Source organism: Bacillus sp. ABR (assembly GCF_056172715.1).
In genome coordinates this window covers 864,958-877,164 of sequence record NZ_JAOYSL010000002.1, presented here as the reverse complement: position 1 = coordinate 877,164, position 12,207 = coordinate 864,958, and the positions used below count along the sequence as shown (strand labels likewise).

The 12,207-nt window shown below is 42.7% G+C and carries 11 protein-coding genes and 1 riboswitch; of the genes, 9 read left to right on the top strand and 2 right to left on the bottom strand.

All coding sequences use genetic code 11. The annotated features are described in order from the left end of the window. The first annotated feature begins 140 nt into the window (after positions 1-140). The 6 genes from OIT90_RS09920 to OIT90_RS09895 are packed head-to-tail and all read left to right on the top strand — an operon-like array spanning position 141 to position 5,277. Entirely contained in the window at positions 141-869 is a 729-nt protein-coding gene (locus tag OIT90_RS09920) for a carotenoid biosynthesis protein (protein ID WP_039180864.1), read from the top strand. Continuing rightward, entirely contained in the window at positions 838-1,584 is a 747-nt protein-coding gene (locus tag OIT90_RS09915; protein WP_474892493.1) for a lysophospholipid acyltransferase family protein, read from the top strand. Before OIT90_RS09920 ends, OIT90_RS09915 begins: the two co-directional genes overlap by 32 nt. Further along, positions 1,569-2,696 (top strand): glycosyltransferase family 2 protein, encoded by a 1,128-nt coding sequence (locus OIT90_RS09910; protein ID WP_474892492.1) that lies wholly within the window; start codon positions 1,569-1,571, stop codon positions 2,694-2,696. Before OIT90_RS09915 ends, OIT90_RS09910 begins: the two co-directional genes overlap by 16 nt. After that, a complete protein-coding gene (locus OIT90_RS09905) occupies positions 2,693-4,174 on the top strand; it encodes a phytoene desaturase family protein (protein ID WP_474892491.1) in 1,482 nt (493 codons plus the stop codon). The genes OIT90_RS09910 and OIT90_RS09905 overlap by 4 nt, the downstream gene beginning before the upstream one ends. A gap of 26 nt (positions 4,175-4,200) precedes the next feature. Further along, complete coding sequence (locus OIT90_RS09900) at positions 4,201-4,995, top strand: alpha/beta hydrolase family protein (RefSeq protein WP_064497790.1); 795 nt, start codon at positions 4,201-4,203, stop codon at positions 4,993-4,995. Positions 4,996-5,034: 39 nt separating this feature from the next. Next, the gene (locus tag OIT90_RS09895; RefSeq protein WP_025092385.1) at positions 5,035-5,277 is read left to right on the top strand and encodes a DUF2584 domain-containing protein; all 243 of its coding nucleotides are present in this window, start codon (positions 5,035-5,037) and stop codon (positions 5,275-5,277) included. A gap of 41 nt (positions 5,278-5,318) precedes the next feature. Here the strand turns inward: OIT90_RS09895 and pckA are convergent, their stop codons facing one another. Beyond that, on the bottom strand, positions 5,319-6,905 hold the full coding sequence (pckA, locus tag OIT90_RS09890) for a phosphoenolpyruvate carboxykinase (ATP) (protein ID WP_039180849.1): 1,587 nt from the start codon (positions 6,903-6,905) through the stop codon (positions 5,319-5,321). Positions 6,906-7,131: 226 nt separating this feature from the next. Then, positions 7,132-7,266: riboswitch (SAM riboswitch) on the top strand. A 195-nt stretch (positions 7,267-7,461) separates the two neighbouring features. Here pckA and metK point away from each other — a divergent pair. Together metK and asnB are read left to right on the top strand one after the other, a co-directional pair. Further along, positions 7,462-8,664 carry a methionine adenosyltransferase gene (gene metK / locus OIT90_RS09885; RefSeq protein WP_039180847.1) on the top strand — a complete coding sequence of 401 codons (1,203 nt, stop codon included), beginning with the start codon at positions 7,462-7,464 and terminating at the stop codon, positions 8,662-8,664. 148 nt (positions 8,665-8,812) lie between these two features. Further along, positions 8,813-10,711 carry an asparagine synthase (glutamine-hydrolyzing) gene (gene asnB, locus OIT90_RS09880; RefSeq protein WP_024426217.1) on the top strand — a complete coding sequence of 633 codons (1,899 nt, stop codon included), beginning with the start codon at positions 8,813-8,815 and terminating at the stop codon, positions 10,709-10,711. A gap of 142 nt (positions 10,712-10,853) precedes the next feature. Here the strand turns inward: asnB and OIT90_RS09875 are convergent, their stop codons facing one another. Then, positions 10,854-11,369: a gamma carbonic anhydrase gene (locus OIT90_RS09875; RefSeq protein WP_024426216.1), complete on the bottom strand. Its 516-nt coding sequence runs from the start codon at positions 11,367-11,369 to the stop codon at positions 10,854-10,856. 45 nt (positions 11,370-11,414) lie between these two features. On the opposite strand from OIT90_RS09875, the gene OIT90_RS09870 reads away from it, so the two are divergent. Beyond that, positions 11,415-12,194: an alpha/beta hydrolase gene (locus OIT90_RS09870; protein ID WP_024424906.1), complete on the top strand. Its 780-nt coding sequence runs from the start codon at positions 11,415-11,417 to the stop codon at positions 12,192-12,194. Positions 12,195-12,207: the final 13 nt, after the last annotated feature.

The following is a 12,207-nucleotide window of genomic DNA, read 5'->3' as shown; positions in this document are numbered from 1 at the left end:
TAAAGTATGTCAAAAGGGATTTTTGGTGAGTGCCTAGATGAAAATAAGAAGCGCATTGTTTATTTATAGAACGTGTCTTTTTTTCTATACTAGAAGCATGAATGCTTTCTTGAATTTGGAAGAAATAAAGGGGCGGTTTCGTGTATAGAGTGAGTTGGGTATTTCTTGGGTGGTATTTAATAGGGCTCATATTAATGGTCTTTTTTGAGGTGCCAGCATGGCTTCAATTTGCAAATGGCATTTTCCTTGTGCTGTATGCCTGCTGTGTGATAGAGATTGGGCGAAATATTTATGGATCATGGGGAATGGTGATCAAACGGGCAGCCATTGTCGGCGTGCTGACATTTACGGTTGAATGGATTGGGATCACAACCGGGTTTCCTTTCGGGGCTTATGACTATTATCCAACGTTAGGTTTTCTAGTGGCAGGGGTGCCTTTAACCATTGCTTTTGCATGGGTTGGAGTATTTTTAAACAGTCTTTTTTTATCTAGTCAGCAGTCGAAGTGGAAACGAGCGATCGAAACGGGGTTATGGATTGTCTTGCTTGACCTCATATTAGACCCAGTAGCAGCTGAACGGAAATTTTGGGTGTGGTATGACGGCGGTGGTTTTTATGGTATTCCTTTTGAGAATTTTGTGAGCTGGGGTATGATTGGAGCAGGACTTTCCTTTCTCTTCCCGCTTGTTCAGATTGATCAAAAGGCTCTGAGCTGGACGAGCCGTATTTATCAGGCAATGGTGTTCTTTTTTGGTGTGCTGGCATTAAAGGGCGGGCTCGAGGTTATTTTTTATTTAGCACTGATCATTGTTATTTTGTGTGAAGGAAGGGTTCAATTTGAAAGAAAGCGACAAAAGCCGATCGTTTAGACGTATATTTTCTCTTTATCTTGAGCGGTATTTACTTCATAAACATTTTCGCTGCGTGATGATGAAAGGCGCTGTGGACCCAAACGAGAAGCTGCCTGTTCTTTATCTCGCCAATCATAGCTCATGGTGGGATGGACTCATCCTTTTTCTTTTAACAGAAAAAGCGTCCGAACTCGATCACTATATGATGATGGAAGAGAAGCAGCTGAAGCAATATGCCTTTTTTCGTAAGCTAGGTGCCTTTCCGGTTCAGAAAGAGAATCTGAAAAGTGTGAAGCAAGCATTAATGACGGCTAGAGAAAACATGCAGGCTGGCGGGGCTGTATGGCTTTTTCCACAGGGGAAAATCATGCATCAGGACATACGGCCGCTTGAATTAGAGGGCGGGGCTTCATTTTTAGTGAGACAATTTGAGCAAGTCGTGGTGAAGCCTGTGACCTTGCATTATACATTTAATCAATTTCAAAAGCCGACAGTATCTGCTTTGTTTGGTGAAGATACCTTAGTATCTGGCGGGGCACTTCGAAGCAAGGACGTGACGCATCTGCTCAGAGATCTGCTTGAAACGCAGTTAAACGCACATCAAGCACAGGTCATCGCAGATCCTGCTTTTTCAAACAATCAAGAATTTAGACAGATGACAAGGACAAGTCAGTCAACAAGTGATGCGTTTGATTCCTTTAAAAAGTGGGTGAAAACATGGCGGTCTTCCTAACTGTGATCAGTGTACTCTTGCTCTGTCAGTTTATTTTCACCATATGGAATATGAGGCAGCTTCCTGTTTTAAAGCCAGCATCCTTTCCGCCGGGTGAACCGATTTCATTATCAATTCTGATTCCAGCGCGAAATGAGGAAAATCGGATCGAAGCCTGTCTTCAGTCGATCGTTGATCAACGTCTTTACCCGAAAGAGCTCATCGTCCTTGATGACCATTCGACAGATCAGACAAGAGCGATTGTGGAACGCTTTGCAGAAACATATCCGTGGATCCGTGTCCAGTCAGGTCAACCATTAAAGCGTGGCTGGCTTGGTAAATCATATGCCTGTTCTCAGCTCGCGGAAGCTGCTGCTTCTGACTGGCTGCTATTTTTAGATGCGGATGTCCGTTTAAAAAAAGGGGCAGTTGAATCAGTGTACAAGCAGTTATGCATGCAAAAAACGGGCATGCTGTCAGGTTTTCCAGAACAGAAAACAGGTACATTTTTTGAGCATCTTGTGGTTCCTATGATGATGTTTACCATTGGCTGTCATCTGCCAGTGAAATGGGTAAGAAAATCTAAGAACCCCGCTTTTGCCGCAGCACATGGCGGTTTTATTGCCATTGAAAAGAATTGTTATCACGACATTGGTGGGCATGAAGCGATCAAGAATTCACTAGTTGATGATATGGCCTTGGCTAGACGGGTGAAGGAAAAAGGCTTTCCGTTCACACTTGCAAGCATTCATCCATTTGTGTATATGAGAATGTATGAGAGTGGACAAGAGGTTTGGGAAGGTTACCAGAAAAATTTATTCCCAGGTGTGAATCGAAGCATTGCTTTGTTAAGCAGTGTCTTTTGTTTATACACCCTCCTTTATTTGGTTCCTGTCATTTGTTTCATGATTGCATTGTTTCAGCTGGATGTTTTGAGCATATGCTTAGCGATCCTTTGTTATGGGCTGGGTGTGTCGATTAAAGCGGCAATAGATACTGAAAATGGGCGGACATCTGCGATGGCTTTTTTATTGCCGGTCAGTATTTTAAGCTTGTTCGCCATTGGCTTTGCTTCTATGAAAATCGGTCTGAAAAAAGAAGGGTATGAATGGAAAGGGAGAAGGTACGAATGAAAAAAGTGATCATCATCGGCGGCGGACTTGGCGGATTATCAGCCGCGATCCGTCTACAGTCACGCGGGGTTCAGGTCACCATTTTAGAAAAAGAAGCGGTTTTAGGCGGGAAATTGCAGCGCCATCACGAGGCAGGCTACTCTTTTGATTTAGGACCGAGTACCATTACAATGAAGGCATATTTTGAAGAAGTGTTTACAGCCTGTCATAGACGGATGGAGGATTATGTGACCTTTTATCCGATTTCTCCGCTGACCAAAAATATTTTTTCAGATGGCCATACGGTCGAGTTTACGCCGAATATTGAGCAAATGGAATCACAAATTGCTGCATTCAGTCCTGAAGATGCGAAGCAATACCGCGCATTTTTGCAGGAATCAAAGACGCTTTTTCAAAAGGCAGAGGAGCAGTTTTTAAATCGTTTGTTATTGAGCTGGAAGGATAAGGCGGATTTAAAGCTGATGAAAGCACTTCTTGCTGTCAAACCATTCACATCCGTTCAGCGCCTGCTGCGTCAATATTTCCGTCATCCCCATACATTGGCGATGTTTGGACGGTATGCCACTTATATCGGCTCTTCTCCCTACGAAGCGCCGGCTATTTTTAACATGATGGCATATTTAGAAGGAGAGAAAGGGATTTATGGAATACAAGGCGGTACGTATCGTTTAGTTGAGGCATTTGAGACACTGGCAAAAGAATTAGGCGTTCAGATTCACCTCAATGAACAAGTGAACAAGATTCATGTGAAGGATCGGCGGATCAAAGGAGTGGAGACGGATCAGCAGATGTATGAGGCAGATCAAGTCATTGCAGGAGCAGATGCGCTGACTGTATACCGTCATCTTATAGATGAAAAAGACCGTCCTCGTTTTTTAAATCAAAAACTGGCTGGTATTGAACCGTCGTTGTCGGGCTTTGTTCTCTTATTAGGTGTACCTAAAGTCTATGAACAGCTCGCTCATCACACTGTGTTTTTCCCTGAGGATTATGAGCAAGAATTCAAAGATATTTTTCAGAAAAAACAACTGCCTCAAGACCCGACGCTCTACATATGCTATTCAGGTCATTCAGAACCAGCTTTAAGCGGAGGACTGGGAAGAAGCAACCTGTTTGTACTGGCCAATGCACCTTATGTGACAAAAGAGCAAGATTGGGACATGCTAAAGGAGACATATCGTCAGCATGTAAAAAACAAATTAATGGAAAAAGGCCTTTTTGATTTGGATGAGCTGATCGAATATGAAGGGGTTCAAACTCCGCTCGATCTGCAGCAGAAAACGGGGGCATATCGTGGGGCCATTTATGGCATGTCTTCAAACTCGTTCAAACAGGCGTTCTTTCGCATCAATAATCAGTCAAAGGACATTGAAGGACTTTGGTTTGTTGGAGGAACAAGTCATCCAGGCGGCGGCACGCCAATGGTGACAAAATCAGGCCAGCTTGTCGCAGAAGCGATGCTGAAGCAATGGACGTAAACAGAGATGAAAAGGAGAGAAATCGAGTGATTGTGGAAAAAAGAAGGTTTCCGTCGCCCCATCCGCATATTCACTTATATACAGTGACCTATGAGGCAGATGGACTTCGGATGAAAGGACTGCTCGCTGAGCCGGCCGGAGAAGGTCTCTACGACGGCTTTTTGTACTTACGAGGCGGCATTAAAAATGTGGGGATGGTCAGACCTGGCCGGATTGTGCAATTTGCTGCGCAGGGTTTTGTCGTCTTTGCTCCCTTTTACCGGGGAAACCAAGGAGGCGAAGGGAACGAAGATTTTGCCGGAGAAGATCGAAAAGATGCTTTTGCTGCCTTTCAGCTGTTAAAGCAGCACAAAAAAGTGAAGAAGGATCGCATTCATATCTTTGGTTTTTCGCGAGGCGGTATTATGGGCATCTGGACCGCTGTAGAAATGAAACAGGAGGCGGCTTCCTTTGTCACATGGGGAGGCGTCAGTGACATGAAACTTACTTATGAAGAGCGTGTGGATATGAGACGGATGATGAAGCGTGTGATTGGTGGTCCGCCGCATAAGGTGCCAGAGGCATATGAGAACAGAACCCCTTTAAATGATGTGGATAAAATTGAAGCACCTGTCCTGATCATCCACGGAGAAGAGGACCAAAATGTATCGATTGAGCATGCATATTTGTTAGAAGATGCACTGCGCCAGCACGGGAAGTCTGTGGAGACGTGGTATTTCCATGGATACAACCACTATTTCCCGCCGCAGCATAATCGAGAAATTGTGAGAAGGCTGACCACATGGATGCACAGCCGAAAAAGCGGAAATGTGTTAAAATAAGCAGTATAACGAAATATAGAAAGTAGGGGGATTTTCATTATGGGAATGCCTGTTGAATTTAATACAATGATTGTCACAAAGGGAAAAGAGACAAGAATTGAAGAAAATGTATTTGAACTCATGAAGGATGGATACCGCATTTATCCGTTAAATATTCCACTTGAGGTGCGCAAAACGAAAGACGGAGAAAAAACTGGGACAGCACATGTTGAAAAGCTGGAGCTGACAGACAATGTCACGAAGGTGACGTACCGTCTTGTGTCATTGCATTCAACAAACTAAAAAAGCTGAGGGATTGAATCTCCTCAGCTTTTTTCATTTGGTTATACGAGTGGTCCGCCTTTGGCTTCAATGTCACTTGCCGCGTGACTGAATTTTTGGAAGTTCTTTTTAAATTCATTGGCAAGGAAGTGTGCTTTTTCTTGATAAGCCTTTTGGTCATCCCATGTTTTAGCAGGTTGAAGCACTTCGTCTGGTACACCAGGAATATGAAGCGGGATGTGTAATCCGAAGATGTCATCAGTAATCATTTCAGCATTATCAAGGTCACCTTCGATTGCTGCCTGAACCATTGCTCTTGTATGAGCGAGATTCATTCGTTTGCCTGTGCCATAGCCTCCGCCAGTCCAGCCTGTATTCACAAGGAATACTTTAGCACCGTGCTCATCAATCTTTTTGCCGAGCATTTCAGCATAGACGTGAGCTGGAAGCGGGAGGAATGGTGAACCGAAGCACGTAGAGAAAGTCGTTTCTGGTGATGTGACACCGCGCTCAGTTCCCGCTAATTTACTTGTGTACCCACTCAAGAAATGGTACATTGCCTGTTCTTTTGTTAAACGGCTGATTGGAGGTAAGACGCCAAACGCATCAGCTGTTAAGAAAACAATGGCAGATGGATGTCCTGCGATACTTGGTTTCACGATGTTATCAATCATTTCGATTGGGTAAGCAGCGCGTGTATTTTCAGTAAAGAATGTATCATCATAATCCGCTTCACGTGTTTCTTCATCAAGCACAACGTTCTCAAGAACTGATCCGAAGCTGATCGCTTTGTAGATCTGTGGTTCTTTTTCTTCACTTAAGTTCACACATTTCGCATAGCATCCGCCCTCGATATTGAAGACCCCTGTGCCAGACCAGCCGTGTTCATCGTCTCCGATCAGCTTGCGGCTTGCGCTTGCAGAAAGCGTCGTTTTCCCAGTACCTGAAAGTCCAAAGAATAAGGCTACATCGCCTTCTTGACCTACGTTTGCTGAGCAGTGCATGGATAAAATATCTTGCTCAGGAAGCAGGTAGTTCATCACAGAGAAAATGGACTTTTTCATTTCTCCTGCATATTCTGTTCCACCGATAAGAATCGTGCGTTTTTCAAAAGAAACGATGATAAACGTTTCAGAGTTTGTGCCATCTGTTGCAGGATCTGCTTTGAAGTGCGGTGCAGATAAGATGGTGAAAGGTTTTTCATTTGAAGAAGGTGTTGACCCGTCAGGTCTGATAAATAGCTGCTTGGCAAAAAGATTGTGCCATGCGAATTCGTTTACAACTGTAATCGGCATACGATATCTTTCATCAGCGCCTGCAAACCCTTCAAAGACGAATAGTTCATCACGTTCTTTTAAGTATGACACAACCTTTGTATATAAACGGTCAAATGCTTCTTTGGAGATCGGCTGGTTGACTTGACCCCAATCGATTTTATGTTCAGAGCTTTCTTCTTTGACGATAAATTTATCTTTAGGCGAACGTCCTGTGTAGGCTCCAGTTGTCGCGCGGACAGCTCCTGTTGATGTTAAAACGCCTTCATTACGTGCCAAAATCTTTTCAACAAGTTTCGGAACAGATAAATTTTGGTGCGTATTTTCTAATGAGAGCAATGACTGCAAATCTTCTTTTAAATCCACTGAGTTCATAAAAAAACCCTTCCTTTACCGTTGAATTTGTTTGTTTCGATTAGTATAACACATTAATAATAATAGTCTATACTATTTAAAAATTTTTGTGTGTGTTTTTTCATTTCTGCTATGAAAATATGCTTTTTGGTGATGCTAATAGTGAGGAGAAAAAAGAGGGAGATAATTCTTATGAAGCATTGACATGACGCAAGGGTTTAAGATAAGATATCTTATTGAACGGATACTCTTATCCCGAGTTGGTGGAGGGACAGGCCCGATGAAGCCCAGCAACCGGTTTCTTATGAAAAAGGCATGAACATGCTGAGAAACCAAGGTGCTAACCTGATGCAAGGTACAAGAACACCTTGAGCGATAAGAGTGAAAGGCATGCGATCTCAGACCCTTTCCTCGCAATGAAGGAAATGGTTTTTTTATTTTTGGGATATCATATGAACAAATTGCCAATAACATCTCTAATATAAACGTTATTAAATATAAGAGGGAACGAGTTCCGTATCATATTGGAGGCCTCATCTTGGGATGATGTGGTCTTGTACAGGAGGAAATAGCCATTATGAGTCAAAATCGTCGTTTATTTACTTCAGAATCAGTGACAGAAGGACATCCGGATAAAATCTGTGATCAAATTTCAGACAGCATTTTGGATGAAATTTTAAAGAAAGATCCAAATGCACGTGTTGCCTGTGAAACTTCTGTTACAACCGGTCTCGTATTAGTAAGCGGTGAAATTACAACGTCTACTTATGTCGATATTCCAAAGACGGTGCGTGACACAATTAAGGAAATTGGCTACACACGTGCGAAATATGGTTTTGATGCGGAAACATGTGCGGTCCTTACATCAATTGATGAACAGTCTGCTGATATTGCGCAAGGTGTAGACAAAGCGCTTGAAGCACGTGAAGGAACAATGACTGAAGAAGAAATTGATGCGATTGGTGCAGGTGACCAAGGATTGATGTTTGGTTTTGCCAACAACGAAACCGAAGAGCTCATGCCGCTGCCGATTTCCCTAGCGCATAAATTATCTCGCCGTTTAACAGAAGTACGTAAGAATGAGACACTTGCATACCTTCGTCCAGACGGAAAAACACAAGTCACAGTTGAATATGATGAGCAAAACAAACCAGTTCGTATTGACACAGTGGTTATTTCTACGCAGCATGCACCAGAAGTGACGCTTGAACAAATCCAAAGTGACTTAAAAGAGCATGTCATCAGCCCTGTCGTTCCAAGTGAACTGATTGATGAACAGACAAAATACTTTATTAACCCAACTGGCCGTTTCGTGATCGGTGGACCTCAAGGGGATGCTGGTTTAACTGGACGTAAAATCATCGTTGATACGTATGGCGGATACGCTCGTCATGGCGGTGGTGCTTTCTCAGGTAAGGACGCAACGAAGGTTGACCGTTCTGCGGCATATGCTGCTCGTTACGTAGCGAAAAATATCGTAGCTGCTGGCCTTGCAGATTCTTGTGAAGTACAGCTTGCTTATGCAATTGGTGTTGCACAGCCTGTATCGATTTCAATTGATACATTCGGAACAGGAAAAGCTTCTGAAGAGAAATTAATTGAAGTGGTTCGTGCAAACTTTGATCTTCGTCCAGCTGGCATTATTAAAATGCTTGACCTGCGCCGTCCGATCTACAAACAAACAGCTGCATACGGACATTTCGGCCGTCACGACTTAGATCTTCCGTGGGAAAAAACGGATAAAGCCGAAACACTTCGTAAAGAAGCATTGGGACAATAACAACATAGAAAACCGCTTATTTTAAGCGGTTTTCCTTTTGATTAAAAAAAAATCTACAAAAAGCGAAAAAATGTGAAACAAAATCGGACAAAATACTGTCTAATTATAGGTCTACTTTTAAGAAATAACATAACGTGGAGGCAATAATATGTGTGGGTTTGTTGGTGTATTTAATCACCGTCCATTGTCCGAAACTACTGAACAGGAAGAGCTAATTAAACAAATGAATCGTCTCATCGTTCATCGCGGTCCGGATGATGAGGGTTACTTTCATGATGAGCATGTAGGATTTGGATTTAGACGTTTAAGTATTATAGATGTTGAGCACGGAAAGCAGCCGCTTTCTTATGAAGATGAAAAGTACTGGATTATTTTCAACGGAGAAATTTATAACTATGTTGAGCTGAAGGAAGAGCTTGTGAAAAAAGGCTATACATTCAGCACAGATTCAGATACGGAAGTACTTCTTGCCACATACCGTCATTATAAAGAAGAAGCGGCTTCAAAGCTTCGCGGCATGTTTGCATTTTTAATTTGGGATAAAGAAGCGCAATTATTATATGGCGCAAGAGATCCTTTTGGCATCAAACCGCTTTATTTTACACAAATGGATGAGCAAGTGTACTTTGCGTCTGAACGCAAAAGCTTGATGGCAGTGAACGAGAACATTTTATTTGATGAGACATCCTTACAGCAATACATGTCATTCCAGTTCGTACCTGAGCCAAATACACTTGATCAAAAGGTGCACAAAGTAGAGCCTGGTCATCAGTTTACTTTACGCCCAGGACAGGAGATTGAATTTAAGACTTACTGGAAAGTTCAATTCAAGCCTGAACAAACACAAGAACAAAAGCTGATTGAAGAAGTCCGCGATGCAATCTATGATTCTGTGAAAATTCACATGAGAAGTGATGTTCCTGTTGGTTCATTCCTATCAGGTGGTATCGATTCTTCTTTCATCGTATCTGTCGCAAAGGAATTTCATCCTGAGCTGAAGACGTTTTCTGTTGGTTTCCAGCAGGATGGCTTTAGTGAAGTTGATGTGGCGAAGGAAACGGCTGATAAGCTGGGCTTACAAAACTTCAGCGCTGTGATTTCTCCTGAGGAATATATGAATGAGCTTCCGAAAATTGTTTGGCATTTAGATGATCCTTTAGCTGATCCGGCGGCGATTCCATTGTACTTCGTGGCAAAGGAAGCGAAGAAACAAGTGACGGTTGTTCTTTCTGGTGAGGGAGCAGACGAGCTGTTTGGTGGATATAATATTTACCGTGAGCCGCTTTCTCTTAAACCATTTGAATCTGTTCCATCTATGCTGAAAAAGCTTCTTCTTCGTCTGGCGCGCTTAATGCCAGAAGGAATGAAAGGAAAAAGCTTTATCGTCCGCGGCTGTACACCATTAGAGGAGCGTTATATCGGTAATGCGAAAATCTTTGAAGAGCCAGTAAAGAAAAACCTCTTAAAGCAGTATGATCCGAACATTACATATCGTGATGTGACGAAGACATACTTCGAGGAAAGTGCAGGCTATAGTGATATTAACAAAATGCAATATGTTGATATTCATACGTGGATGCGCGGTGACATCTTACTGAAAGCAGATAAGATGACAATGGCGAATTCCCTTGAGCTTCGCGTTCCATTCCTTGATAAGGTCGTATTTGAAGCGGCTTCTAAAATTCCAGAAGAGCTGAAAACAAAAGATGGCACAACGAAATATTTATTGCGTAAAGCAGCAGAAGGCATTGTGCCTGATCACGTGTTAAACCGCAAGAAGCTGGGCTTCCCTGTTCCAATTCGTCATTGGCTGAAAAATGAGATGAACGCTTGGGCGAAAGACATCATTAAAAACAGTCAAACGGACGAATATATTAACAAAGCGTATGTGCTTGATTTATTAAATGAACATTGTGCTGGTAAGGCAGATCATAGCCGTAAGATTTGGACCGTTCTGATCTTTATGATTTGGCACAGCATTTATGTGGAGCGCAGTATTGATCCAGAGCAATTGAATCATCAACCAAAAGAAGTCATCTTCAGTTAATGAAAAAAGGTTTTCAGCTTTGTGCTGAAAACCTTTTTTGTCATGATAGAAAGTGGCGGAAAAGGGTAAAATAACAAGCGGTTCATAGTTATTGCTTAATATCCTGAAAAAAACATGATAAAGTGAAGATACACGTATGATGTTAACGAGATAAAAGGGAACGATAGTATTGTCCTTTTTCTACATATTCTCTGCGGATTCGGTCCATGTCTTGAATATCTTCATCTGTTAACAGCCGAACGACTTTGGCTGGACGGCCAAAAGCGAGTGATCCTTTTGGGATGACCTTGCCTTGAGGGACAAGACTTCCTGCACCGATAAAGGCGCCTTCGCCAATCTCCGCACCATCGAGAATGATGGACCCCATGCCAATGAGGGCATTTTTTCGAATGATTGAGCTATGTAATGTGACCTGGTGTCCAATGGTAGCACCATCTTCAATAAGAAGTGTTTTTCCAGGACTTTGATGCAGGCACGATAAATCTTGAATGTTGACGTTCTTTCCAATTCTCACAGGTGCGACATCGCCTCTGATGACAGTTTGGAACCACACGCTCGAATATTCTCCAATTGTGACATCACCGGTAATGGTGGCGTTATCTGCGACAAAGACCGATTCATGAATCTCAGGTGTAAACTGATGATATGGATAAATCACTTTTTCGACTTCCTTTCTTAATACAACATTTGTGAGGTGTTTACTTTGTGGACTTGGCATGCTGAAAGACCAGTTGGTACAATTGTGATTGTACATGGTGCGAGTGAATATCACGGCCGATATAAATGGCTGATTGAAATGTGGCGGAATGCAGGCTATCACGTCGTCATGGGTGACTTGCCTGGGCAAGGCACATCGACACGTGCGCGAGGCCACATTCGTTCATTTCAAGAATACATTGATACAGTCGATGAATGGATCGAACATGCGAAATCATTCAGGCTTCCTACATTTTTACTTGGACACAGTATGGGTGGACTCATTTCAATTGAGTGGATGAAGCAGTATACCCATACGAAGTTGAATGGCCTTATTTTATCATCACCTTGTTTAGGTCTGCAATTTAAACCGAAGAAGCTGATGGATTTTGCGTCAAAAGGTCTAAATGTGCTGGCACCGTCTTTTAAAGTGGAGTCAGGGCTGTCGATTGAACTAGCGACACGAAATCAAGCGGTCATTGAGGCAGACTCAAATGATTCTCTTTACGTGACAAAGGTGTCGGTTCGCTGGTATCGAGAGCTGATCAAAAATATCGATGCGGCGATGCAGCCGACGAATGTCTTTAAATCGATCCCGCTCCTTTTAATGCAGGCGGGTGATGATAAGATCGTCGATAAAACAAGGGTGATCAAATGGTTCAATGGCATAGAATCAACCAATAAATCATACCGTGAATGGGAAGAGCTGTATCACGAAATTTTTAATGAACCGGAAAGAGAAGATGTGTTCAAGGCGGCAAGAGCCTTTACAGATCAATATATTTGATTGCGAGCTTTAA

Coding starts and splice junctions, on each gene's coding strand:
- pckA (WP_039180849.1), bottom strand. CDS start 6,905: ATGAACTCAGTGGATTTAAAAGAAGATTTGCAGTCATTGCTCTCATTA.
- OIT90_RS09910 (WP_474892492.1), top strand. CDS start 1,569: ATGGCGGTCTTCCTAACTGTGATCAGTGTACTCTTGCTCTGTCAGTTT.
- OIT90_RS09895 (WP_025092385.1), top strand. CDS start 5,035: ATGGGAATGCCTGTTGAATTTAATACAATGATTGTCACAAAGGGAAAA.
- OIT90_RS09905 (WP_474892491.1), top strand. CDS start 2,693: ATGAAAAAAGTGATCATCATCGGCGGCGGACTTGGCGGATTATCAGCC.
- asnB (WP_024426217.1), top strand. CDS start 8,813: ATGTGTGGGTTTGTTGGTGTATTTAATCACCGTCCATTGTCCGAAACT.
- metK (WP_039180847.1), top strand. CDS start 7,462: ATGAGTCAAAATCGTCGTTTATTTACTTCAGAATCAGTGACAGAAGGA.